General features: G+C 62.9%; 21 protein-coding genes. 16 read left to right on the forward strand and 5 right to left on the reverse strand.

Annotated features, from left to right (window positions below; all coding sequences use genetic code 11):
• Nucleotides 1–86: 86 nt before the first annotated feature.
• Together IRI77_RS15015 and IRI77_RS15020 are read right to left on the reverse strand one after the other, a co-directional pair.
• Nucleotides 87–1,778: an OmpA family protein gene (locus tag IRI77_RS15015; protein ID WP_194452856.1), complete on the reverse strand. Its 1,692-nt coding sequence runs from the start codon at nt 1,776–1,778 to the stop codon at nt 87–89.
• A gap of 321 nt (nt 1,779–2,099) precedes the next feature.
• Entirely contained in the window at nt 2,100–2,807 is a 708-nt protein-coding gene (locus tag IRI77_RS15020; RefSeq protein ID WP_194452857.1) for a hypothetical protein, read from the reverse strand.
• A gap of 1,033 nt (nt 2,808–3,840) precedes the next feature.
• Between IRI77_RS15020 and IRI77_RS15030 the strand changes: the two genes are divergently transcribed.
• From IRI77_RS15030 to IRI77_RS15040, 3 genes are all read left to right on the forward strand, one after another.
• The gene (locus IRI77_RS15030; RefSeq protein WP_194452859.1) at nt 3,841–5,691 is read left to right on the forward strand and encodes a tetratricopeptide repeat protein; all 1,851 of its coding nucleotides are present in this window, start codon (nt 3,841–3,843) and stop codon (nt 5,689–5,691) included.
• 168 nt (nt 5,692–5,859) lie between these two features.
• Entirely contained in the window at nt 5,860–6,384 is a 525-nt protein-coding gene (locus IRI77_RS15035) for a hypothetical protein (RefSeq protein ID WP_194452860.1), read from the forward strand.
• Between the two features lie 12 nt (nt 6,385–6,396).
• Nucleotides 6,397–7,230, forward strand: coding sequence for a PEP-CTERM sorting domain-containing protein (locus IRI77_RS15040; protein WP_194452861.1), 834 nt, complete (start codon nt 6,397–6,399; stop codon nt 7,228–7,230).
• A gap of 41 nt (nt 7,231–7,271) precedes the next feature.
• Here the strand turns inward: IRI77_RS15040 and IRI77_RS15045 are convergent, their stop codons facing one another.
• Nucleotides 7,272–7,730, reverse strand: a complete 459-nt coding sequence (locus IRI77_RS15045) for a globin domain-containing protein (protein WP_194452862.1) — start codon at nt 7,728–7,730, stop codon at nt 7,272–7,274.
• 644 nt (nt 7,731–8,374) lie between these two features.
• On the opposite strand from IRI77_RS15045, the gene IRI77_RS15050 reads away from it, so the two are divergent.
• A complete protein-coding gene (locus tag IRI77_RS15050; RefSeq protein WP_194452863.1) occupies nt 8,375–11,065 on the forward strand; it encodes an ABC transporter permease in 2,691 nt (896 codons plus the stop codon).
• 190 nt (nt 11,066–11,255) lie between these two features.
• Here the strand turns inward: IRI77_RS15050 and IRI77_RS15055 are convergent, their stop codons facing one another.
• Complete coding sequence (locus tag IRI77_RS15055; protein WP_194452864.1) at nt 11,256–11,966, reverse strand: hypothetical protein; 711 nt, start codon at nt 11,964–11,966, stop codon at nt 11,256–11,258.
• A gap of 171 nt (nt 11,967–12,137) precedes the next feature.
• Complete coding sequence (locus IRI77_RS15060) at nt 12,138–12,458, reverse strand: hypothetical protein (protein ID WP_194452865.1); 321 nt, start codon at nt 12,456–12,458, stop codon at nt 12,138–12,140.
• 73 nt (nt 12,459–12,531) lie between these two features.
• Between IRI77_RS15060 and IRI77_RS15065 the strand changes: the two genes are divergently transcribed.
• The 12 genes from IRI77_RS15065 to IRI77_RS15120 all read left to right on the forward strand — a co-directional run bounded on the left by IRI77_RS15065 (nt 12,532) and on the right by IRI77_RS15120 (nt 23,248).
• Nucleotides 12,532–13,959, forward strand: coding sequence for a M23 family metallopeptidase (locus IRI77_RS15065; protein WP_194452866.1), 1,428 nt, complete (start codon nt 12,532–12,534; stop codon nt 13,957–13,959).
• Nucleotides 13,960–14,104: 145 nt separating this feature from the next.
• A complete protein-coding gene (locus IRI77_RS15070) occupies nt 14,105–14,554 on the forward strand; it encodes a cytochrome c maturation protein CcmE (RefSeq protein WP_194452867.1) in 450 nt (149 codons plus the stop codon).
• 27 nt (nt 14,555–14,581) lie between these two features.
• Nucleotides 14,582–16,597, forward strand: a complete 2,016-nt coding sequence (locus IRI77_RS15075) for a heme lyase CcmF/NrfE family subunit (protein WP_194452868.1) — start codon at nt 14,582–14,584, stop codon at nt 16,595–16,597.
• On the forward strand, nt 16,569–17,060 hold the full coding sequence (locus IRI77_RS15080; protein ID WP_194452869.1) for a cytochrome c-type biogenesis protein: 492 nt from the start codon (nt 16,569–16,571) through the stop codon (nt 17,058–17,060). The genes IRI77_RS15075 and IRI77_RS15080 overlap by 29 nt, the downstream gene beginning before the upstream one ends.
• Before the next feature lie 15 nt (nt 17,061–17,075).
• Nucleotides 17,076–17,558, forward strand: a complete 483-nt coding sequence (locus IRI77_RS15085; protein ID WP_194452870.1) for a hypothetical protein — start codon at nt 17,076–17,078, stop codon at nt 17,556–17,558.
• The gene (locus tag IRI77_RS15090; RefSeq protein WP_194452871.1) at nt 17,555–18,577 is read left to right on the forward strand and encodes a carboxypeptidase-like regulatory domain-containing protein; all 1,023 of its coding nucleotides are present in this window, start codon (nt 17,555–17,557) and stop codon (nt 18,575–18,577) included. Before IRI77_RS15085 ends, IRI77_RS15090 begins: the two co-directional genes overlap by 4 nt.
• Nucleotides 18,574–19,272, forward strand: coding sequence for a heme ABC exporter ATP-binding protein CcmA (gene ccmA / locus IRI77_RS15095; RefSeq protein ID WP_194452872.1), 699 nt, complete (start codon nt 18,574–18,576; stop codon nt 19,270–19,272). The genes IRI77_RS15090 and ccmA overlap by 4 nt, the downstream gene beginning before the upstream one ends.
• Entirely contained in the window at nt 19,272–19,952 is a 681-nt protein-coding gene (locus IRI77_RS15100; RefSeq protein ID WP_194452873.1) for a heme exporter protein CcmB, read from the forward strand. Before ccmA ends, IRI77_RS15100 begins: the two co-directional genes overlap by 1 nt.
• Before the next feature lie 10 nt (nt 19,953–19,962).
• Nucleotides 19,963–20,640, forward strand: coding sequence for a cytochrome c biogenesis protein (locus IRI77_RS15105; RefSeq protein WP_194452874.1), 678 nt, complete (start codon nt 19,963–19,965; stop codon nt 20,638–20,640).
• 14 nt (nt 20,641–20,654) lie between these two features.
• Nucleotides 20,655–20,819, forward strand: coding sequence for a hypothetical protein (locus IRI77_RS15110; RefSeq protein WP_194452875.1), 165 nt, complete (start codon nt 20,655–20,657; stop codon nt 20,817–20,819).
• Between the two features lie 4 nt (nt 20,820–20,823).
• On the forward strand, nt 20,824–22,158 hold the full coding sequence (locus IRI77_RS15115; protein WP_194452876.1) for an enolase C-terminal domain-like protein: 1,335 nt from the start codon (nt 20,824–20,826) through the stop codon (nt 22,156–22,158).
• A gap of 61 nt (nt 22,159–22,219) precedes the next feature.
• Nucleotides 22,220–23,248, forward strand: a complete 1,029-nt coding sequence (locus tag IRI77_RS15120) for a class I SAM-dependent methyltransferase (RefSeq protein WP_194452877.1) — start codon at nt 22,220–22,222, stop codon at nt 23,246–23,248.
• Nucleotides 23,249–23,292: the final 44 nt, after the last annotated feature.

The raw sequence follows: 23,292 nt of genomic DNA on the forward strand, positions 1-23,292 counted from the left end.
AGACGGCTCTCGCCGCGGCGCTGCCTGCGCGCCGCGGCGAGAGAGGAGTTCCAGCAGCTTCGTTCCCGATCGTGGGCAGCGGCGGTCTATTGCCGGACGAACTCGACGCGGCGGTTCTGAGAGCGGCCCTGTGGGGTGTCGTTGGTCTCGAGCGGCTTGGTCGAGCCCATTCCGGCGGTGGTGAGACGCGCGGCATCGATGCCGAACTGCGCGGAGAGCACGGTTTTGACGGCTTCGGCGCGACGGCGGGAGAGCTCGAGGTTCTGGCCCGCGTTGCCGACGGAATCGGTATGGCCCTCGATGCAGAGCCTCAGATTTGGGTTTGTTTCGAGCCCCTTGGCTATGGTCTGGATGACCGCGGCGGATTCGGGTTTCAGCCGGTCGCTGCCGGTATCGAAGAGGATGCCGTGGGTGACGTAGCGGCCGGAGGCACTGATCATCTGGCTGAAGTCCGGCGCGGATTCGGCGAAGCGGATCATGCGGTAGCCGATGGACTGGCCGGGAAACGTGGTGCTATTTCCGAAGTCGACCCTGGTGACGGGTGGCAGGTCGATCTGGTTGAAGTCGAGCTGTTTCTCTCCATTCACGAAGATCCGCATGCGGCCGTTTTGGACCCAGAGGGCGAAGCGGACCACATTGTTCCAACTCATGGGCAGGCGCTTGCGGCCCAGTTCCTGATAGGGGGCACGCATAGAGGCGACGAGGTCCATCTGGGTCGCTTCCGCGTAGGTAACGAACTGGAAGACCTCTTTGGCATTGGAAAAGAGGCTGAGCACGATGATGGCGCGTTTCACTCCGTCGAATTTGAGATCGGCTTCGTAGGTGAAGTTCTTGGGGAGCGACGTGAGATTGGGCGTGAGGGTACCGTTGGCGGTGACGAGCAATTGACGGACGGCGCCGGCGGCCTGCAGGTCGGGTGCGGCTCCGCGGACCTTGAAGTGGGGGGGCGCGTCGCCGGGGCTCATATCCGTGAAGTCGTCGTAGAAGAGGGTCTTCTCGCCAGGCACGAAGGCCGGGGCGAGGGACTTGAACTCCGGCTGCGCGGTTTCACCTGGCGCGGCGGCCGGCTGCGGCGGGGTGGATTGCGGAGGTCCCGGCTGGGCCGGTAGCGGTGCGGGCGCCGCGCTGGCGGTGGTGACGGGCTGCGCGGCCACCGGAGGCGCCGGCGCGTTGACGGGCGTGGGCTGGGCGGCGGCCAAAGTCGAGAGCGGCGCACCGCTACGCGCATTGGCTTCGATCAGGAGGCGGCTGCCCGGGGCGAAGCGAATGTTTGGGGCGTCGGCAGCGATCTGCACCATGGCGATGGAGGCTCCGGCACCGATGACGGAACCGATGGCCGCGCCTTTGCCGCCTCCGGCGATGCCACCGATCATGGCGCCGAGACCGGTTCCACCGGCGGCTTTGGCGACATTGCCGGAGGCGCGGCGTACGATGCGGCCTTCCTCATCGACGTCCTGCCGGCCTTTGGAGTTGATGGCGGATTTGAATTGAGAGCTGATGGGGATGGTGGAGCCGGCGTGGCGGAGCGTGTCGAACGTGAACGAGAAGACCGACTTGCCCCCCAGCTTGGCGCCGGAGCGGGATTCGGTGATCCGCCCTTCCAGGACGTCGCCCTGGAGTTGCGGCGGCGAGATGACACGGCCGGAGATCAGATCCCCTTTCCGGCTGGTGTCGGTGCCGATCTGGTTCATGAGTTCGACCTGAATATCCAGAGATTGGGCCTGGATGAAGCCGGTGACGAGCAACATCGAGGCGAGCCAAGGGAATGGAAGTTTCATCGCGATCCTCCTCCGAAGATGCGGCCTTGCTGGGCACTACAGAGAGCTATATCACAAATTGCCTATAAGGGCCCGTTTATCTCATTTCTACTTGAGAACCTGTGGATGAACTGAGTTGGAGTGGGATTCGGCTTCGTTTCGCCGTTGCACGGGGGCCGCTGGAGCCGGTGGCCGCGGTACGGGGACGCCCCGGGTTGGAGATAGGGGTGTGGTTTTCAAAGAGCTTGGCCGGATGGGTGCCGGCTGGGGGCGCGACTGGCGGCAGAGGTCGTCAGCGGCTTTGTTTCGTCGATGCGCGGCGAGGTTGCCTAGACGCGGTGCTCAGCGCTTGGAAACGTTGTAGAAGTCGGCCGGCAGTCCTTCTGCGCCGGCGAGGTTGGCTTCGTTTCGCGGAACGCGGATGGGCTGGAGGTCGGCGAGCGGGTCCTGGTTGTCGGGGTGGTTCGTGTCGATGCCGGTGGTGAGGTGTTCGAGCGCGCGGCGCGGGCGGCCAAAGCCTTCGTAGAAGAAGAGTTCGTCGGTGTTGCTGGTCAGGCGGGTGACTTCGGCCAGGGGGACATTCTCGCGGACGGCTTTGACGACATCGGGGTGTTGCTGGTTGAGGGCGGCACGCTCGGTTTGGAGTTTGCTGAGTTCCTTGATGGCGCGATAGAGGCCGCGTTCGAGGTCGCGGCGGTAGCGGGCATAGCGGTCGAGCTGGCCGTCGTGGGTGTTGGTTTCCGCCAATGGGTCCGTTTCGGCAAGGATCAAACATTCGAAGGATTCGATGCGGCGGAGGTTCCAGGTGTGGGTGAGGATGCGGTGGAAGATCTCTTCTTCGAGGCAGTTCGCGGGCCGGGTGTCGAGGCGCAGGGACGCTTCGAGTGCTGTGAAACTGGCGCGGTCTTCGGGCGTGATGGTGAGGTGCTGGGCGGTGAAGCCGTGGCGGCGGGCGTTCTGGGATGACCGGGTCTTGCCTTCGATGGAGACGGGTCCGGTGGACTGTTTCGCGTTGGCCTGGTTGGCGGTGATCTGAGCTGCGGTAGCCATGATGTCAAACTCCTTGTTCCATAAAAAATGCCGGCACAATGGCCGGCGCGATTCCAGGGTAAGGGGGGTGTCAAGGGGAAAGGGGCTGATTTGGGGAGGGCCATGTTGAAAAGAAACGGAAAAAAGAGTTCCGGATGCGGTGATGAAGCAAACCTCAATGTGGGAATTGGGGGAGAAGTGGGGTCGAGGCGACGGGCTTGGCGCGGACGAGGGCTTTCACGGGAAGATCGGGACTGGTCTTCGCGGGGCGCTTCCGGGCGCTTTGTGGGGAGATGCCCGGTGGGAAGGCGCCGCTGAGCACGGCCGATGCTGTGACTTGAAAATCGGGGACAGGTGCACCCGCCCCACCAGGGTTTCCGCCCTTCTGATTGCAGACTGTCAGGTACCGTTTGTGGGATATGGCGAGGGGTTGGAACTTCTGGGTGGTCTGGGGCCAACTTTTTGGGCTCGGTGCCTCGCGGCCGGCCGATCGGCGGAGGGGAACCGGCGCCATTCGGCCAGTTCCAGGGTGATTTGCCCCAATTGGAAACAGTATTTTGGTGATTCGCGGTGGGACAGGTCAGGCTGTAGTGCACGCTGTAGTGCGCCCCTCCCGCTCCGGCACAGCGATAAAATGTACGCGATTGCTCATCAGGCAATACGCCAGAATCCGCACCCCGGCCCACTCCAGATTCTCGACAATCAATCGCAGATACAGCTTCCGATCGGCAATCGTGAAAAACACATCCTCGCGGTTAGTCCCCCGCTGGGTGATATGGTAGGGAAGCCCTGGGACTACCACTCTCGCATTTCGTGGCATCACTCATAAGGTCCGTTACTCTCCGAAAAACTCTCAAAGGGACACCCCGGGCTGACAGAATTCGATGGCACGCGTTCAGGCTGTCCCGGGCGCTCCATGGAGCAGCTCGATTGAGCGGGGTTGGAGGGCTGTAGCCCTATGACAGTGAACGGCTTAGATCGGGTGGCGGGATGGGGGGGGCACGGGTTCTCCGATTCTTCCTGACGCGAATGATAGAATGAGGCGTTCCTTCTCATGTCTGCCGCCCGAGTCTCCCAGTATTTGGAAAAGGTCCTGGCAACCTCCCTGTTCCGGCGCGCCGATCGGCAAAGCCGGTTTCTGCGCCATATAGTGGAACAAAGCGCGCTTGGCGACGAACAATCCCTCAAAGAATACGCCATCGGAATAGCCGTCTACGGCCGTCCCGCCGACTACGATCCGCGTGCGGATCCCATCGTCCGGGTGGAGGCCTCGCGGTTGCGCGCCCGCTTGCGCGAATATTACGAGTCGGAAGGAACGGCAGACGCGATTCGTTTCGAGATTCCCAAAGGAACCTACGGTGTCCGCGTGATCGAGGAGGAAACCGCCCCGGCGGTTCGCGAACCGGCCTCCGCCCCATTTAGCGTTCCCGCGGCGCGCGCGCCCCTCTGGATCGCCGCTGCGGCGACCGGTTTAGTGGTAATGGTTGCGTGCGTTTTGGCGTTCGTCTGGCAACAGCGACGGCAGGCCGGCGCGATTCGCTCGCTAGTGGTCCTACCATTCGCCGACCTTTCTGAAAATAGAGATCTGGAATACCTGGGCGCGGGCCTTTCGGAACAGATCATCGACCAACTGGTTCGCATACCTGGATTGCGTGTGCTGGGCCAGTCTTCGCAGTCGCCCCGCCAGTCTCTCCCGGCCGATCCTGAAAAGGTGGCGCGCGAGTTGGGTGCTTCCGCCGTGCTGGAAGGCAGTGTGCGAAGCGATGGACCCCGGATTCGGATTACCGCCCGGCTGCGCGACGCGGCCGACGGACAAGCGCTTTGGTCGGATGTGTTCGAGGGCGACCGGCACGCTTTGTTCCTGCTGCAGGACCGGATTGCGGCCGCACTCTCGCAACGGCTGCAGGTGCAACTAGCCGTTGAAAGGGAAGACCCTAGCCTGCGCCGCGCTCCCCAGCGGATGCTCGCCTATGAGCATACCCTGCGCGCCAGCGAAGTCTTTACCCGAGGCGAAGGCGCCAAAATGCCCGATATGCTGGCGGAAGCTGAAGCCGCCGTCCAGGCGGACCCTACGTATGCCGATGGCCGCGCCATGCTGGCCCAGGCTTACGCCACGACTGGCCATCGCGATCGCGCCGAGGCCGAGGCGCACGAGGCAATCCGTCTGGACCCCGGATCCGGCCGCGGATACGGCGCGCTGCTGCGTGTCTACCGCGACTACGACTTGAACTGGAGGGCCGCTCAAGCCACTTGCGGGCGAGCTCTCAGGGAACTCCCCAACTCCGCGCCGCTGCTACGCTCCTGCTCGATCATCGAATCGATGGTGGGCGACTACCATGTCGCGCTCCGTATGGCGCGCCGCTCGGTGGATCTGGATCCGCTTTCGCCCGACCACCACAGTGATCTGGGCCTTCTGCTGCATCGTGTGGGGTACTTTCAGGAGGCGGCTGTGGAACTGCAGCGGGCCTGTGATCTGGCGCCGCGGGCGGTACGTTACAGGCGTTACCTGGCTCTCATGGTGTACCAGAAGGGGGATCCGGCCGGCGCCCTCAAGGTTGTCGAAGAGGGCCGCAAACTGGGCGGCGGACCGCTGGAATGGAACCCCGTCGCCGGTTACCTGCTGGGGAGGACGGGCCGGAAGGCGGAAGCCATCGCGCTGCGCGATGAGCTCGATGGCCTGCTGAGACAACCGGCCACGGCGGCGGCCCTGATCGAACTGGGCCTGGGAAATTATGACGCGGCGCTGACGCGTTTCGAACGGGCGCCGGCGGATGACCGCGGTTCAGTGGCGGTGATGCTGTGTCATTACCATTGCCGTGTCCTGGCCGGCAATCCGCGGTATGGGAAGCTGAGGACCAGCTTGGGGCTGCCCCCCATTCAACCCCTTCTGCAGCCCGGCGAGTAGCTCGTAACCTCTAAGTAACCGGCTGAAGGCAAAGGGGAAATGCACGTATCCAGGTAGTTACCGGAAACTTGCTTCCACAATCCAGCCTGCGCGCTGCATGATTGACACTCGGGCCTTTCCCCGCGATTCGGCGGACGCCTAATGTCACCAAGGAGGGAATCTCCACCCATGCAAAATACCACCCAAAGACTCAAATTCGGCCTCGGCCTCGCCCTTGCACTCGGGCTTGCGGGCACCGCCCACGCGCAGTACTCTTCCCCGGTTCGCGAAGTTACCAATCCGGTAAACACCCTGGTAGCGGCACGATGCTCCCTGAATTGGACCTCTGGACAGACAGGGAACAGAAGCTGCGGACAGCAGATCGGAGAAATCGATAAGCGAGTCATCCTCAACACGGTTACAGTGCAATGCGAAGGCGCCAGCGGCGCCAAGTTCGTCAAAGCGCGCCTGGACTTTTCGATACCGCCCGAAGGCTCCGATCAAACCGGCCTCTACTTTCCTCTTACCAAGAGCGACGAGGCACCGTCGGACGATCTTCCCGCCGCCGCGAGCACGGTAGTGACCGGCCTGATGCTGGACCTGAAGCCGCCATTCTCAGCTACCAAGCCGTATCTGACGTTCGTCGCCTATAAGGAAGGTAGCGGGGCCGGCCGCTGCAATGCGATCTTCTATGGCAATGTGCAGCCGAAGTAAGCGTAGCTCACCATGAAGACACTGATTCTGCTGCTGGGCGGGGCACTCACCACCTGGGCCGGCCCCCTTCTCTACACCATCGGGGCCGATGCCAACGGAGTCCCGAACCAACTCACGATGCTGGACGTGGCGGCGCAAACAGTCACGCCGCTGGCGACTCTGGGAATCGGCAATACCAGCTTTGCCGGAGGGCTGGTGTTTGTCACGGTCAACGGACCCCTGCTATCGTTTATCGGCGTGGAGTCGGACAGCCTGGGGGACGCCAGTCTGCGCGGCTTCTATTCGGACGGTACATTCGGCAGCCCGCAGACCCCGATCGGCGCCGGCCAGTTTGGCGGCATCGTGTACGACGGGACTACCAGCATCGTGCGCAACGATCTTCTGGGTGCGTCCACCCTGGAATCCGTGCCGCCGGCCAGCCTGGTGAGTCTCGGCTTCGGATTCAACGGCGGCGCGACGGACTCACCGGGGGGACTCTATCTACTGGGGAACGATTCCTTCGGGGTCTCCTCGCTCTACTGGTTCGACCCGAGTACCCAGACCGCCATCGCGCAACCGATCGCACTGGGCAGCGGGTTCTATGGCGGACTTGCGTGGGATTCGGGTAGCTCCCGCCTCTACGCGATCCAAAATGATGGAAGGGGGGGCTCGGCGCTGTGGAGCTTTCTGGCCTCCGACAGTTCTCCCACATTCGAATACGAATTGGGTGGCCCTTACGGTTTCGCCGCTCTCACAGCAGGCCCAGCCTCCCCGGCGGCGCCTGGCCCGAGTGAGGTACCGGAGCCGTCCTCCCTGTTGCTTTGTGCCACCGCATTGGCAGCAGCGCTCGTGATCCGCCGCAAGTAAGCAGTACGGTGGGGCCGCCGATGGCTCGGCGGCCCCACAATTCAATCTGCCTCCATCATGCGCGAAACCAGCGTATACAACTGGATCCAGTCTTCCTTCGCCTCTTCGGTGAATTCGTCGCCTAACTCCTGCTCCAGAGTCCAAATCAGCGCCGAGCCCACCACCGCGTAGTGGTCCGCCACCGCCCCGTAGCTTTTGTGTCTGCGTCCCAATTCCCGCAACACCGGCACCAGTTCGTGCAGCCGATCCAGGCTTGCCACCAGGAGCTTTAACGTCTGGAACAGTTTGCCCGCTTGCGGCCCCATCGCGGCAGGAAACATCGGCCGCACCTGTGGGGCCAGTTCGAACAGACGCGCGTAGAACTTGGCGCCCGCCTGTTCGGGCGATAGCTTCACCTTGGCGAACGTGCCGCGGAGCACCTCGATTTCGCGGGCCGGCCGCTCGACCAGGTGGCTCCGTGGAGGATCTAGACCATGCGCAACAGGGGCCTCTCGCCTCATCGGGTGCCCATCTTCCTCGTCTCTTTGATCTTCCTGTGTCACCGGGCACCCGCAGGTCGTTGAATGGTGCTGAGGGCCGTTGGAATTGCGACGGGCCTCCGGCAATGCCGGAGGGAATGCTGGGGGAGCAGTTTGCGGTGTTGGGACTTCGCCTTGAGCAGCTTCCGTTGGCAGGGGGCGGTCTACCCGCATCCCGTTTGGGTTGCGCCGGGCCGGCGGCGGCGCTCACCCACTGTCCAATTCGAGACAGAGATGAGCATCCTCATCCGGAGTTAACGCCGCCGTGAGGAAGGTGGTCTTCGCTTCGCCTTCGATGGGGCGGAATCCTGAACGGGCTGAATCCGTGGGCGTTGCCCATCGTGGGGCAGGCATCCTCGAGCGTCTGCTGTCAGATCTGATGGCCCTTGGTGTTGCTTCTGTGCGGGTATGTCGAGAGCCGAGCTCTTCTGCTCTTGATCTTCACATCTTGACAATCAAGAGGAAGCGCGATACGGTGAGGTTGCCGGGCTCTGGTTCCCCTTATGGCCTCACCGCACACTCACATCCTTCCGGAGAAGCTGGACTTGCCCACTTTCCCGACTTACAGCTTGGCGTCCCTGGCTGTGTTTCCGAATGCTCGCATACGTAAGGCGGGGGAATAACTCATGTCCCTTTGGCGGCAGTTGACTCGCGGGTTGCGGGCTTTGGGGCGACGGCGGGCGGTGGAGCAGGAGATTGAGGCCGAGGTGGAGCATTTCCTCGACGAGGCTACGCAGGAGCATGTGCGGCGCGGGTTGTCCCTGGAAGACGCACGGCGGGCGGCTTCCGTTGAGATGGGCAGCCGGACGGCCGTGGTGGAAGAGGTGCGTGAGTACGGGTGGGAGAACCGGATCGAAATGCTGGCTGGCGATGTGCGGTATGCACTGCGGCGGCTGCGGGGCAATCCGGGTTTCACTGTTGTTAGCGTGCTGATGCTGGCGCTCGGGATTGGGGCTAGCGCGACGATCTTCAGCGTGATCGACGGCGTGCTGCTGAAACCGTTGCCCTATCCGGAGGCGGAGCGGCTGGTGGCGTTGCGGCACACGGCTCCGGGGCTCAACATCCCGGATATGAATCTGGCGGTCTCACTGTTCCTGACCTATCGCGAGGAGAATCGCGCGTTTCAGGATCTGGGTATGTATGCGGCGACCTCGTGGACGGTGACCGGGCTGGGCACACCGGAAGAGGTGCCCGGGCTGGTGGTGACACAGGGGTTTCTGTCCACGCTGGAGGCCCGTCCGGCAATGGGTCGCGGCTTCACGCGAGAAGACGAAGACCCGGCGCACGAACAGACCGTGATGCTTTCGGACGGGTACTGGCAATCAAGGTTTGGCGGAGACAGGGCCGTGTTAGGGCGGCGCATTGTGTTGGATGGTAAGGCGCACGAGGTGATCGGCGTGCTGGCCCCGTCGTTCCAGTTTCTGGATCGCAAAGTGTCGATGCTGGCGCCGCTGCGATTCCGGCGCTCCGAGGTCCAGCTGATCAGCTTCTGTTGCCAGGGGATCGCGCGGATGAAGCCGGGGATCACTGTGGAGCAGGCGAATGCGGACGTCTCGCGCATGCTGCCGATGGCCGCCAGGAAGTTCGTGGTGAACCCGGGTTTCAGTTCGAATGCCTTTGCGGAGGCGCGCTTCGCGCCGCGGCTGCGGTCGCTGAAGGAATACCTGGTGGGCGACCTCGGGAGCACGCTGTGGGTGTTGATGGGGACGGTGGGGCTGGTGCTGGTGATCGCGTGCGCGAACGTGGCGAACCTGATGCTGGTGCGGGCAGAAGGGCGGCGGCCGGAACTGGCGGTGCGCGTGGCGTTGGGGGCTCCGCGGGCCCGGATTGCGCGGGAGTTGCTGCTGGAGAGTGTGCTGCTGGGGGTGGGCGGGGGCGTGGCTGGTTGGGGTTTTGCCGCGGCGGCGCTGCGGGCGCTGCTGGCCCTGGAATGGGTGCATGTGCCGCGAGTCCAGGAGATCGGCATGGACCCGCGGGTGCTGCTGTTCACGGTGTGCGTGTCGCTGGTGGCGAGTGTGGTGTTCGGGCTGATTCCGGTCTTCAAGTATGTGCGGCCGGAGGGCGTGCATGACCTGCGGGCGGGCAGCCGGTCAGTGACTGGCAACCGGGAGCGGCAGCGGACGCGGAGCGCGCTGGTGGCGGTGCAGGTGGCGTTGGCGCTGGTGCTGCTGGTGGGGTCGGGGCTGATGATCCGCACGTTCCAGGCATTGCTGCACGTGGACCCGGGGTTTTCGGGCGCGGAGCACCTGGAGACGGTGCGGGTGAGCATTCCGGGATCCCTGGTGGAGTCACCGGAGCGGGTGGCGCGCATGGAGGAAGAGATTCTGCGCCGGATGTCGGAAGTGGGCGGAGTGGAGCGCGTGGGCGCAATCGATTCGCTGCCGCTGGAGGGCGGCTCGAACGATCCGGTGTATGCGCAGGACCGGCCTTCGCAGGACGGGCGGATTCCGGTGGTGCGGCGGTTCAAGTATGTTTCGCCGGGGTACTTCGCGGCGGCGGGCAGCCGGATGATTGCGGGGCGCGACCTGACGTGGGCGGAAGTGTACCAGCGGGCTCCGGTGGCGTTGGTGTCCGAGAACCTGGCGCGGGCGTTCTGGAGCGAGCCGCGAGCGGCGCTTGGGAAGAGGATCCGGCCGACGTTGAAGGACGACTGGCGCGAGGTGATTGGGGTGGTGGCGGATGTGCACGACGACGGGATTGAGCAGCCGGCTCCGACTACGGCGTACTGGCCGCTGTTGAGCAGGAACTTCGAGTCCCAGGCTGAGTTTGAGGTGCGGAGCCTGACATATGTGATCAGGACGACGAGAGCGGGGACTCAGGCTTTGCGGGAGGAGATCCAGCAGGCGGTTTCGAAGGTGAATGCGAGTCTGCCGGCGGCGGATGGGAAGACATTGGGGTCAGTGTATGAGCAGTCGCTGGCCCGCAGTTCGCTGGCGCTGCTGCTGCTGGTGATCGCGGGGAGCATGGCGCTGCTGCTGGGCGCGGTGGGGCTGTATGCGGTGATCTCGTACTCTGTGTCGCAACGGACGAAGGAGATTGGCATCCGGCTGGCGCTGGGGGCGGTGCCGCGTGTGGTGGCAGGGCAGTTTGTGCGGCATGGGTTGCGGATGGCAGCTTTCGGGGCGTTGGGCGGGCTGGCGGCGGCACTGGGATTGTCGCGGCTGATGCGGTCGATGCTGTATGCGGTTAGTCCGGCGGATCCGGTGACGTATGGGGTGGCGTTGGTGGTGCTGACGCTCGCGGCGGTGGCGGGGAGTTACCTGCCGGCGCGGAGGGCGGCGCGGGTGGATCCGGTGAAGGCGTTGCGTGCGGAGTAGGAGTGGGGGCAGCCAAGCGGAAGGGCTCTGTCACTGGTGGTGGAGGAGCACGACTGGCTGAGAGGTGTAGTGGTGGGTGCCCGCTTGCTGGCGCGCGCGGCTCTATTCGCGGGTCCGGGCTCGAAGGCGGCGCACCGGCCAGACAGCGGCTGCGTCACTTCGGACGGGACGGGCCCCTTCTCCGAATACCTCACTCTCGACTCACGGCGCCATATGATCGCGTTATTTGACATCCCTGTTCGACATTGATTGTCACGTACCTCTCCCCGGGCTGGTCCCAGGGACTCGCGAGACTGAGGCTCTTCGTACAGACGAGCTTGCCGGTTGCCAGCACCAGGAGAACATGATCACCGGGTGTAGCCACTACGATATCGGCGACCCCGTCCCTGCCGACTTTCGCCACTGCGACCTCGTTGAGGAAGGTGCCGACCAGCTTCACCCACAATGACCCAGAGGTATCGAAGGCCCCTTCTATTCGGACCTGAAGGCGGGGGCCACCGTCTTGATAATGCATGATATGCCGGTGAGAGGAAATGACAAGAAACTCCGACCTGTGCTGGACCCGTACGCTCGAAGCAACCCCATTTGTGATCGAACGAACACCCTTCGGAACGTCGCAGGTTAGATAAGCCAGATATGGCCCGAAAGGGACGGCCTTCCCAACGAGACCATTAAAGAGAGATCGACGTTCGACATTCCGGTGTTGGGGGGCGCCCTGGAAGAGGAAGCTCGCTACCTTGCAGTTGTCGAGCTTCTCGCCATAGGGTCCCACCGGCATGAGAACGACTTCTTCGGCGGCGGAGGGGTCCGCGTCCCGGATCTGCGCGGCCACACTGACTGGTAAAACCATCAGAACACCCAGCAGGATCATGACTGCGGATCTTTGAAATCGTTGCGACATCTCTGAGTCAGCTCCTTGCTGATGTTCGACATATCTTGCTGAACGCCAGATGGACCGAATGAACTGGCCGGAAGGGCAGCCTCACTCAAACCCATTCTATTGAGGTGTGCTAACCCGTGCGCTACTGAGCCTGGCAAATCTGAAAAATGCGTTTGCCCGAAATTCTCCGATTCATAGTACACACTTATCGGTTGTGAAAGGCTCGGCTTGATTGACCGTCACCGACCCCGAAACCTCGCCGTACGGGTATACCCGGCCGTGCGTGCCGTCCGGGCACCCCAACCGGCCCGGCTTCACACCCGTCCACGCATTTTGAATCAGACGGCTTCCAAAATACACGCGCAGGCGGGCATCGCACAGAAACGACGGCCGGGCTGCCGTGCACATCGTGATCTGGGTCATGCGGCTGTGATGCCATATGAAGCCGTCACTGAGCCGGACGGCATCGTCCAGTCCGTGATGGTCGCGGTGGAGACTCGCCGGCTCCCTCATCGCTGGACAGTCCCGGCCCGGAATCCTTGTTCCCAATCTCAAGGTCCTCACCATTCCCGCCGATATCACGAGAGTGAGGATCGTCCTTTTTGCGCTGCTGCTGCCCCTGGCGGCGGAGGCGGCTACGGTTGGCGGGTTGCGCTTGGGCTCCGCGGCGAGCGAGTCATCGTGCGCGATCACGCGTCCGGCGGTTCGGTTTACGGCCGATTCAGAGCAGGCGTTCGTGCAGTTTGTGGCGCGCGGAGTGCGGGCGGGCGACCGGTTGCGGATCGAGTGGGTCACCCCGGGCGGCGCGGTTTCGTCGTCTGTTCCCTATGACACCCTGCCCACCACAGCCAACCTCTGCTTTCTCAGCGCTTTGCCGATTGGCGGATTCGAGCCGGCGACTCAACCGGGCAACTGGACGGTCCGGGTGGTTTTGAATGACGCCGTGGTGCAGCAGAGTCGTTTTGAGGTGCAGGGGAGCGCCACCAACCTGGCGGCGCGCGTGGTGCAGGTGACGGACAAGGAACTGGTGATCGACGCGACCGGCGCGACCTCCGACACCTCCATCAATATCGCCCGCTATTCGCCTTCCGGCGGGTGGCAGTACATCGCTCCACTGCTGGCCGAACACCAGGAGGGCAACCGGATCACGGCGCCGATTCCGAAGCTGGAGGCGGCGGAGTACCTGGTGATCCTGCGGAATCCGGATGGCAGCCAGAGTCCGCCCTCGCGGTTTGTGGTTTCGACGGGGGGCGGATATGCGATGCCCATCCTGGCGAATGAGCACTGGCGGATCTCCCAGCGGCCGTATGGGTCCTATTCCCATTGGGGCCGGAGCATTCACGCCTATGATATTGCCCCGATCGACGCGCGGTTTGTGACCGCCATGCGGGGCGGAATCGTCTCGGCCCACGACCTGGGCTTCGGCCAGACTCCGAACCTGCGGATCTTTGGTAACTACATTACGATTCAACACGATGACGGCGAGTTCTCACACTACGCGCACCTGAAGACGGGGACGTTCCGGGTACGCAGCGGGCAGCGCGTGGATGCGGGCGAGGTGCTGGCCGAGGTGGGGACCAGCGGGTATTCCTTCGGACGGCATGTCCATGTTCATGTGACGAAGTCAGCTTCGATCTCCTCCCAGAGCATTCCGTTCCGGTTCGAGGAGAAGTCCGCTGTTCTCACCAAGGCAATCACTCCGGGCCGGCCGCAGGTGGCCAAGGCGCCCCCAGCGCGCCCGCGCTGGAGCGGAGAGGTGGGGTTCTCGGAGTGGTGGACGCGGATTCTGGCGGTACCGCGCGGGGCCAAAGCGCTGGAGGTCAAACTGGGCTGGGAAGACCGGGGGGCCGACTTCGATTTGTATGTGGTGAGCCCGAGCGGCCAGACCTACCGGCCGGAATCGGAGGCGGTACGGATTGAGACTCCGGAACCGGGACCGTGGAGAGTGTCGGTTCAGGCCGTCCGTGGGGCAGGAAACAGCCTATCTTTTTGGGTGGAACCGTCCACCCGGTAACCCATTGCCAAAATAGGACTTGTTAGTCCGATATAGCCGTTTTGGGGCTGTCTGGAGCGCTGCCCCGCGCGGCTTTTCTTACTTCATATCAACGTATTAGCGGCATTCCTGAACGGATTGCCGTATACTGGGGGCAAGGTGACGCATGAAGACCTACGCTAAGTTTACTCTTCTCGTGGTTGCGATCGTTGGCACGTTGGCCTGGTTGGCGGCCAGTGGGATTAACGAATCGAAGACCTACTACAAAACGATCTCCGAATTGAAGCAACTGCCGGGCGGTGAGGCCACGAAGCGGGTCCGCGTTACCGGAGACGTTGTACCGGGTTCGATCAAGCGCGACGGGGAGCGAGTGCATTTCCAGATCGTGGAGAAGGGCCAGCCGCAGATCCTGAATGTGGTCTACACGGGCAAAGACCCGCTGCCCGATACGTTCCGCGACAATGCCCAGGCGATGGCCGACGGCAAGTTGCAGGCCGATGGCAGTTTCCAGGCCAGTTCCATCGCCGCCAAGTGTCCCTCTAAGTATGAGGCGGCTCCGGGCGGCAAACCGGCCGCGCAGCCGCTCAACGGCGCGAAGCCGCCGTCGATGTCGTAACACTCCGGTATAAGGGAGCAACACTTCATGGAGACTCTCGGCGCATTCGCCATCCTGCTGGCCTTCTGTCTCGCCATCTACGCGTTCTCCGCCTCTTTGGTCGGCTCGATCCGCAAAAAGGCATTTCTGGTCGTGAGTGGCGAGCGCGCCGTGTATGCCGTGTGGGTGCTGATGAGCACGGCGGCCGGCATCCTGGTGTACTCCCTGATGACCAGCGACTTCCGGCTGGCGTATGTCGCCGCGCGGTCGAACCGGGCGATGCCGCTGGTGTATAAGTTCGCGGCCTGGTGGGGCGGGCAGGAAGGCTCGCTGCTGCTGTGGTCGTGGCTGCTCTCCACCTTCTCCGTGATGGTGTTGTGGACGAACCGCCGCAAGTTCCGCGACATGATGCCCTATGTCATCGCGGTGCTGAGTTTCACCCAGATCTTCTTCTGCACCCTGAATGCCTTCATTGAGCCGCCCTTCCAGGTGCTGGCCGTGGGCAAGGGCGTGCAGGCCGTCGCGGACGGCAACGGACTGAACCCGCTGCTGCAGCATCCGGCGATGGCCATCCACCCGCCGATGCTGTACCTGGGCTACGTCGGCTTCATTGTTCCCTTCGCTTTTGCGTTCGCCTCGCTGGTGACGAAACAACCGGGTGAGGCGTGGATCGCCACGACGCGCCGGTGGTCGCTGATCACCTGGGCGTTCCAATCGACAGGCATCCTGCTGGGCGCCGGCTGGGCGTACGCGGTGCTGGGTTGGGGCGGCTACTGGGGTTGGGATCCGGTGGAAAACGCTTCGCTGCTGCCCTGGATCACGGCCACGGCCTTCCTGCATTCAGTAATGATGCAGGAGAAGAAGGGCATGATGAAGGTCTGGAACATGGTGCTGATCTCAGCCACCTTCTTCCTCTGTATCTTCGGCACGTTCCTCACGCGGTCGGGTGTAGTTTCCAGCGTGCACGCCTTCGCACAGAGTTCGTTGGGCTCCTGGTTCCTGGGCTTCCTGTCCATTGCCGTGGGTGTCACGACGTTCATGATCATCAAGCGGCTGGACTATTTGAAGTCCGAGGCGCACCTCGAGAGTGTGTTGAGCCGCGAATCCAGTTTCCTGTTCAACAACCTGATCCTGCTTGCGTCGAGCTTCGCAGTGCTGTGGGGCACGCTGTTCCCGGTGCTGACCGAGGCTGTGATGGGCGAGAAGATCACGGTGGGCGCGCCGTTCTTCAACAAGGTGAACATTCCGATCGGGCTGTTCCTGCTGTTGCTGACGGGCGTGGGTCCGCTGATCGCGTGGCGGCGCAGTTCCTTCGACAGCCTCAAGAGGGCATTCCGCTGGCCGACTGTCTTCTTCCTGGTCACCGTACTGGGGCTGGTAGCGACGGGTGTTCATCACATCTACGCGCTGATCAGCTTCGGGCTGTGCGCCTTCGTCACGGTCACCATCGTGATGGAGTTCTTCAAGGGGTCGCGTGCGATCTCCATCAAGAACCAGATGAACCTGCTGCGGGCAATGGTCGAGTTGACTCACCGGAACACGCGCCGCTACGGCGGGTATCTGGTGCACATGGGCATCGTGATCATGTTCATCGGCTTCACCGGCGCGGCCTTCAATAAGGACACGACGAAGGAAGTGAAGATCGGCGAACACATCCAGCTTGGGAATTACGACCTGCAGGTGAAGCAGGTGCTGGATGGCGACAATCCGAATTACTCGTGGCAGCGGGCTGTCATTGCCGTTACGAAGCACGGTGAATCGCTGGGCGAGCTGACTCCGGAGCGGCGGGTGTATGTGTCGAGCCAGCAGCCGACATCGCAGGTATCGATCCGCCGGCGGCTGAACGAAGACCTCTATTTGAATTTCGCGAGCATGAGCCAGACCGACCCGACGGCGGCGATCATCCAGGTGTACATCTTCCCCCTGGTGAGCTGCATCTGGGTTGGCTTCTACGTGCTGCTCTTTGGCACGCTGATCTGCCTGGTTCCGAGCAAGGTGAAGTACTCCTACGCTCGTACGGAAGTGGTTGGTGTTTATGCAAAACAAGCTCAACCTACGAAATAAGATCGTTCTTGGGTTGGCGTTAAGCGCCGCGCTGGTGCAGGGCACGGTACCCCTGACGAACGAGCGCGTGCGGCGGCTGGGCGATCAGATGCAGTGCAAGTGCGGATGCTATGCCAGCATCACGGGCTGCAACATGATCAACTGCCATTTTTCGGATCCAGTGCGGACCCAGTTGTTGAAGCTGATCGATGAGGGCAAGAGTGACGATGCCATCATCGCCGACATGGTCGCGGCCTACGGCAAGGACATCCTGCTGAAACCGCCGGCCGAGGGGTTCTACCTGCTGAGCTGGTTGATGCCCTTCGTATGGATCAGCGGCGGCCTGGGGGCCATTTATCTCGTTCTGCGCAGTTATCTCAGAAAGCGCCCGGCCGCCGAGGGTCCCGGGCAGATCGTTGTGGAGTCGGCTGACCTGGCCCGCTATCGCGATCGCATTGACAAGGATCTCTCGGACTTGGAATAAAGTGGTCCACGGCTCATGATTTTCGCCGCTTCTATCCTGCTAACAGTGGGTGTTCTCGCTTTCGTATTGTTCGTCCGTCCCCAAGACTTACCCGAACCCGAAGCCGCCTCGCCCATTCAACACCTGGAAGACCGCAAAGCTGTCATCTACGACAACCTGCGCGATCTGAACTTTGAATACCGGCTCGGGAAGCTTTCCGAGGCGGATTACGCCAAAACCAAGCTGACCCTGCAGAACGAACTCGCCGGCGTGCTGGCCGAGATCGACCGTGTGTTGAAGGGTATGAAGCCGGCTGCCGTGGCCGGTAAGCCGGCGAAGGCCGAGGCGGCTGTCCAGGCCGTCAAGGCCGCGGCGCCCGCGAAGGCGGAACCGGTCAAAACCGAGGAAGCACCACCACCGGCCGAACCTCTGGTCTGCCCGCACTGCGGCGCGCGGTTCGACAAGCCGATGAAGTTCTGCGGCGAATGCGGCAAATCGATGTCGGGGGCCGCCGAATGAAATCCGTCCTGTTCTTTCTCACTGCTCTTCCGCTGCTGGCCGCCATCGACGGAACTGTCGTCAACAAGACGACGGGCCAGCCGCAACCCGGCGTGACCGTCAGTCTCACGAAATTAGGCCAGAACGGCATGGAACCGGCGGGATCCGCCAAGTCCGGGGCCGATGGGAAGTTCTCGATCGAGGCTCCGGCCGGGTCAGTGCATCTGCTGCAGGCGACGTACCAGGGTGTCGCGTACAACATGCAGTTGCAGCCGAATGCGCCCACGACGGGCCTGCAGGTGCAGGTGTTCGACGCGCTGCCCAAGCTGAGCGCGATTGACATGTCGCAGCACATGATCCTGGTGGAGTCCGACGGCAAGGAACTGGTGGTCAACGAGACGGTGATCTTCCAGAACGACAGCCAGACGACGTGGTATGACCCGAAGGCGGGCACGCTGCATTTCACGGCGCCGCCGGAAGCCGGCAAGGACGTGAAGGCGCGAGTGATTGCGCCGGGCGGAATGCCGGTGGAGCGGGATCCGAAGCCGATGGGCGGCAAGGGCGAGTACGCTGTCGATTTCCCGGTGAAGCCGGGCGAGACCCGTTTCGACATCAGCTACAAGATGCCGATCAAGGAGCCGATGGTGCTCAGCGGCCGGATCCTGCACGATCCGGGCCCGGTGCGGCTGATCGTCCCCAAGGGGATCACGGTGGAAGGCGACGGCCTCGCTTCGCTGGGGAATGAACCGCGCAGCGGCGCGGCGATCTTTGACGTCAAGGGCAATACCTATGCGGTAAAGATCAGCGGCGCGGGGACGTTGCGGTCTTCGGAACCGGAGCCACAGGCCTCGGGCACGGCCCCGGAAGCGACGGCGCAGGAAGAGGACGGGCCGCGCATCCAGCAGATCATGCCTCCGGGCTATGAGCGCGAATGGAAATGGGCGCTGGGGCTGATTCTGGCCATCCTTGCTTTGAGCTTCGCGGCGCAGTATATGAAGTCGGCACCGGCCGATTCCTCCGGGGGCAAGCCGAAGGCATGAAGGCGCTGGCCGTCGAAGGAGTCTGGAAATTCTACGGCGACTACGCGGCCCTTCGTGAAGTCTCGTTCGATATCGAACCCGGGCAGTGCGTAGCCCTGCTGGGCCGCAACGGCGCGGGCAAGACGACTCTCATCCGGATCCTGGCCGGACTTTCGCGCCCCTCGCGCGGGGTCGTGAAGGTGTTCGACACCGACTTCCAGAACAGGACCACGCGGAACCGCATCGGGATTCTGGGCCACGGCATCGCCATCTACGACGAACTGTCGGCCTATGAGAACCTGCGGCTGTTCGCTTCGCTCTACGGCCTGGAGAAGCCGGATGCCGCGGCCAATCACTGGCTGGAGCGCACGGGCCTCGATCGCGTGAAGGATAGCCTGGTGCGTGAGTTTTCGCGCGGCATGAGGCAGCGGCTGGCGGTGGCGCGCGCGTTCCTGCACGACCCGCAGATGCTGCTGCTGGACGAACCGTTCACCGCGCTGGACGATCGCGCGATTGCGCTGCTGCAGAATCTGCTGCGCGATGCGTTGAAGGAAGGGCGGACAGTGCTGATGTCCACCCACCAGTTGCGCGAGGCGTTGGAACTGGCGACTCACGTGGTGCTGATCAATCGCGGAAAGCTGGCGCACCGCGGGCTGCGCACGCAGGAGATGCTGGACGATCCGGGCTATCTCTACCGCACGTATGGAGAGGCGTGATGCTGTTCCTGCGCCAGGTCTTCACCATCGCCGCCAAGGATCTGCGGAGTGAGCTGCGCACGAAAGAGGCCTTGAACGCCTCGCTGGCTTTCGCACTGGTGATCCTGCTGCTGTTCAGCTTTGCGTTCGATGCGAATCCTGAGATGATGCGCGAGATCTCGGGGGGCCTGCTGTGGCTGGTCTTTGCTTTCGCCGGCGCGCTGATCCTGAATCGAAGTTTCGCACGGGAACTCGTCAACGACTGCCTGGATGCCCTGATCTCCTCGCCCGTACCCGGCGCGGCGCTCTTTCTCGGGAAGGTGCTGGCCAACTACGTGTTGCTGCTGGGCATCGAGGTGGTCTGCCTGCCCATTTTCGGAGTGTTCTACAACGTGCGCTGGGCGCAGCAGCCGCTGTGGCTGGCGCTGGTTCTGGTTCTGGCCACGTGGGGTGTGTGCGTCGTGGGCACCATCTTCTCTGCGCTGACGGTAAACCTGCGACTGAGGGAACTGATGTTGCCCATGCTGGTGTATCCGATGCTGATTCCGTGCCTGATGGCGGCCATGATGCTGACCACTCCGCTGCTGGCCGGCCAGCCGATTCAGGGCGACATGTTTGCCTGGCTGCGTCTGCTGGTCGGCTTCGATATCATCTTTACTTCGCTGGCGGTTGTGCTCATCGACACCGTCCTGATTGGATAGCAGGAGAGCCATGAGAGAAAAGACTCTGTACGGCCTGGGGGCACTGGCTATCGCCTTGCTCACCCACAATATCTGGAAGATGCTGGTCAATCTCCCGGATGAGGCATTTCAAGGGGCGATCTTCCGCATCATCTTCTTCCATGTTCCGGCTGCGTTCACCTGCTTCACGTGCTTCCTGGTTTCCCTCATTGCGGGAATTTCGTACCTGAAGACGAGGGATTTGAAATGGGATGCGCTGGGTGTCTCGACCACCGAGGTGGGCCTGGCCTTCGGCGCCGCGAATCTGCTCACCGGCATGATCTGGGCGCGCATCATCTGGGGCATCTGGTGGACCTGGGACTGGCGTCTCACTTCCATGCTGATCTGCTGGCTGCTGTACGGCGGCTACCTGGTGTTGCGGCGCGCGATCGAGGAGCCCACGGAACGCGCCCGCCTTTCGGCCGTGATGTCCATCCTCAGCTTCTCCGTCGTCCCGTTCGTCTTCTTCTCCATCAAGTGGTTCCGAACGCAGCATCCGCAACCGGTGCTGTATGGAGACGGAAAGATGGACTCGGGCTACCGGTCGATGCTGTATGGCAACTGGGTTCCGATTCTGATGGTCGCCTTTGTGCTCGTCGCCGTCCGCATGATGCAGGAGCGGCGCCAGCGCGAGGTGGATGCGTTGCGCCGGTCGGCGCACGCCTTCTAGGAGATTAGCTCACCATGAACGACGCCGCTGCTCGCAATTTTGAATACCTTGCCTACGGGCTCATAACCGCTTGGCTCGTCCTGGTGGTCTACGTGCTGACTCTCGTCAGCCGCGAAGGCCGAATTCGCCGCCAGATGGAGAGCCTACAGCGAATGCTCGAGGACAAGGAGAAACGTTAACCCAATGAATCGCCGCAGCCTGCTGCAGATGGTAGGCGCGGGGGCCCTGTCCGCCCGCGAGATGGCCGCGCAAGAAACGGTTGCGCGCGCCACGCGGGCCACGCCCTCGCCCAAGATCAAGGACGTCCAGGTGATCGCCACCGCACCGGTTGGCTTGCGCCTGGTTGTCGTAAAGGTCATTACCGACCAGGATGGCCTCTATGGCTATGGCTGCGGGACGTATACCCAGCGGGCAGATCTGGTGGTCAGCGCCGTCGAGCGCTATTTGAAGCCGTTTCTCATCGGCCAGAAGGCTGATCGCATTGACGATCTCTGGCAGGCGATGTACAACTCCAGCTACTGGCGCAATGGCCCGGTGCTGAACAACGCGATCAGCGGTGTCGACCAGGCCTTGTGGGATATCAAGGGGCGCCAGGCGGGGATGCCCGTGTACCAGTTGCTGGGCGGCAAGTGCCGTGAGGCGGTGGACTGTTATGGCCACGCCTCGGGCGCCGACTTCCCGCAACTGGTCGCCAACGCCAGGAAGTTCATTGAACGCGGCTTCCGTCATATCCGTGTCCAGATCGGCGTACCCGGCCAGGCCGGCTATGGCTCCGGCGGCAGCGAAGTGAAGGTGGAGAAGCTCCACGACAAGCCGGTTTTCGAGCCCGAAGACTACATCCGCCGCGCGCTCAAGATGTTCGAGTACTGCCGGAAAGAGCTGGGCGACGAGATCGAACTGCTGCACGACGTGCACGAGCGCATCTCGCCCATCCAGGCCGTGCGTCTCGCCAAGGAAGTGGAGAAGTTCCGCCTGTTCTTCCTGGAAGACGCCCTGTCTCCCGAGGACATCACCTGGTTCCGCCAGATCCGCCAGCAGTGCTCCACGCCTCTGGCCATGGGCGAACTGTTCAACAGTCCGCACGAATGGACGCCGCTGATCGCGGAGCGGCTCATTGACTTCATCCGGATCCACGTCACGCAGGCCGGCGGCCTGACGCCTTGCCGCAAGATTGCGGCGATGGGCGAGATGATGGGCGTCAAGACGGCCTGGCACGGTCCGGGCGACGTGTCCCCCATCGGCCACGCGGCGAACATCACACTCGACCTGGTTTGCCAAAACTTCGGCATCCAGGAAAGCTATGAGTTCCCCGAGCGGGTGAAGGAAGTCTTCTCGGGCTGCCCCGAGATCCGCAACGGCTACTACTACATCACCGAGGCGCCCGGCTGGGGCATCGAAGTGAATGAAGCAGCCGCCAAGAAGTATCCCTTCGGGTACGGCGAACGCGGCGAACGGCAGAAGATGAACGGCGGTTGGGGCGAAGTCCGGCGGCGCGACGGAACCGTTATCAAACAGTAAAGATTTCTTGGAAACCAGGGGATCCGTGGCGCTATCCTGTCCTCAATAGAGGAGGCTTGCCATGCAACCTGGGATTGCCATGGATCCCGCCCCCAATCCGGGGCTGATTTTCGAGAACCTGAATGCGCACCAACGTTCCGCCGCGTTGCGCACCGCAATCGAACTGGATTTGTTCCGCGCGGTCGGACAGGGTCCAGCCGACGCACTCACCCTGGCCGCACGCTGCTCGGCGTCGCCGCGTGGCACGCGCATCCTCTGCGACTTCCTGGTGATCATGGGCCTGCTGCAGAAGGCCGACGGGATTTACAGCCATACGCCTACCAGCGCGTTGTTCCTGGATCCCAATTCGCCGACGTCGCTCCATTCCACAGCCCGCTTCCTGGGACTGTCCGAGATGAAGGCCTCGTACGACAATCTCACGGAGATCGTACGTAGCGGACGAACGACCCTGCCAGGCGAAGGCAGCGTCGAACCGGACAATCCGATCTGGGTGGAGTTTGCGCACAGCATGGCGCCGATGATGGCGCCACTGGCCGGGCCGCTGGGCACCGTTGTCCTGAACGGACGCACTGGACCTTTGCGGATTCTCGATATTGCCGCGGGCCACGGACTATTCGGCATCGAGATCGCGAAAAGGCATCCCGAGGCGAAGATTGTCGCCTGCGACTGGCCCAAGGTGCTCGACGTAGCGGAGGAGAATGCGCGGAAGGCCGGCGTGGCCCACCAGTTTGAACGGCTGCCGGGCAGCGCATTCGACGTGGACTTCGGCGGACCGTATGATGCCGTTCTCCTCACCAATTTCCTGCATCACTTCGACACCCCCACGTGTACGGAGTTGCTGAAGAAGGTGCGGGCGGCGCTCAAGCCGGGCGGCCTCTCCGCGACGCTGGAGTTCGTTCCGAATGAGGATCGGGTGACTCCGCCGATGCCGGCGGCGTTCAGCATGGTCATGCTGATCTCCACGCCGGGCGGAGACGCCTATACGTTTAGAGAGTACGAGGCCATGCACCGGGCCGCGGGTTTCACCCAGATCGAGGCGCACCCCGTGCCGCACTCGCCGCACACGGTGGTCACAGGGATCGCACGATAGGCGATACAATCGCCGCATGCGCCGGCGAGAGTTCATTATGGGGG

This window comes from Paludibaculum fermentans (assembly GCF_015277775.1).
Classification (GTDB): domain Bacteria; phylum Acidobacteriota; class Terriglobia; order Bryobacterales; family Bryobacteraceae; genus Paludibaculum; species Paludibaculum fermentans.

What these genes read in the sequence shown, in the direction of transcription:
- IRI77_RS15120 (WP_194452877.1), top strand. Translation starts at nt 22,220, where the DNA reads ATGCAACCTGGGATTGCCATGGATCCCGCCCCCAATCCGGGGCTGATT.
- IRI77_RS15030 (WP_194452859.1), top strand. Translation starts at nt 3,841, where the DNA reads ATGTCTGCCGCCCGAGTCTCCCAGTATTTGGAAAAGGTCCTGGCAACC.
- IRI77_RS15100 (WP_194452873.1), top strand. Translation starts at nt 19,272, where the DNA reads ATGCTGTTCCTGCGCCAGGTCTTCACCATCGCCGCCAAGGATCTGCGG.
- IRI77_RS15080 (WP_194452869.1), top strand. Translation starts at nt 16,569, where the DNA reads ATGCAAAACAAGCTCAACCTACGAAATAAGATCGTTCTTGGGTTGGCG.
- ccmA (WP_194452872.1), top strand. Translation starts at nt 18,574, where the DNA reads ATGAAGGCGCTGGCCGTCGAAGGAGTCTGGAAATTCTACGGCGACTAC.
- IRI77_RS15060 (WP_194452865.1), bottom strand. Translation starts at nt 12,458, where the DNA reads ATGAGGGAGCCGGCGAGTCTCCACCGCGACCATCACGGACTGGACGAT.
- IRI77_RS15015 (WP_194452856.1), bottom strand. Translation starts at nt 1,778, where the DNA reads ATGAAACTTCCATTCCCTTGGCTCGCCTCGATGTTGCTCGTCACCGGC.
- IRI77_RS15070 (WP_194452867.1), top strand. Translation starts at nt 14,105, where the DNA reads ATGAAGACCTACGCTAAGTTTACTCTTCTCGTGGTTGCGATCGTTGGC.
- IRI77_RS15085 (WP_194452870.1), top strand. Translation starts at nt 17,076, where the DNA reads ATGATTTTCGCCGCTTCTATCCTGCTAACAGTGGGTGTTCTCGCTTTC.
- IRI77_RS15035 (WP_194452860.1), top strand. Translation starts at nt 5,860, where the DNA reads ATGCAAAATACCACCCAAAGACTCAAATTCGGCCTCGGCCTCGCCCTT.
- IRI77_RS15045 (WP_194452862.1), bottom strand. Translation starts at nt 7,730, where the DNA reads ATGAGGCGAGAGGCCCCTGTTGCGCATGGTCTAGATCCTCCACGGAGC.
- IRI77_RS15115 (WP_194452876.1), top strand. Translation starts at nt 20,824, where the DNA reads ATGAATCGCCGCAGCCTGCTGCAGATGGTAGGCGCGGGGGCCCTGTCC.
- IRI77_RS15090 (WP_194452871.1), top strand. Translation starts at nt 17,555, where the DNA reads ATGAAATCCGTCCTGTTCTTTCTCACTGCTCTTCCGCTGCTGGCCGCC.
- IRI77_RS15050 (WP_194452863.1), top strand. Translation starts at nt 8,375, where the DNA reads ATGTCCCTTTGGCGGCAGTTGACTCGCGGGTTGCGGGCTTTGGGGCGA.
- IRI77_RS15040 (WP_194452861.1), top strand. Translation starts at nt 6,397, where the DNA reads ATGAAGACACTGATTCTGCTGCTGGGCGGGGCACTCACCACCTGGGCC.
- IRI77_RS15055 (WP_194452864.1), bottom strand. Translation starts at nt 11,966, where the DNA reads ATGTCGCAACGATTTCAAAGATCCGCAGTCATGATCCTGCTGGGTGTT.
- IRI77_RS15020 (WP_194452857.1), bottom strand. Translation starts at nt 2,807, where the DNA reads ATGGCTACCGCAGCTCAGATCACCGCCAACCAGGCCAACGCGAAACAG.
- IRI77_RS15075 (WP_194452868.1), top strand. Translation starts at nt 14,582, where the DNA reads ATGGAGACTCTCGGCGCATTCGCCATCCTGCTGGCCTTCTGTCTCGCC.
- IRI77_RS15110 (WP_194452875.1), top strand. Translation starts at nt 20,655, where the DNA reads ATGAACGACGCCGCTGCTCGCAATTTTGAATACCTTGCCTACGGGCTC.
- IRI77_RS15105 (WP_194452874.1), top strand. Translation starts at nt 19,963, where the DNA reads ATGAGAGAAAAGACTCTGTACGGCCTGGGGGCACTGGCTATCGCCTTG.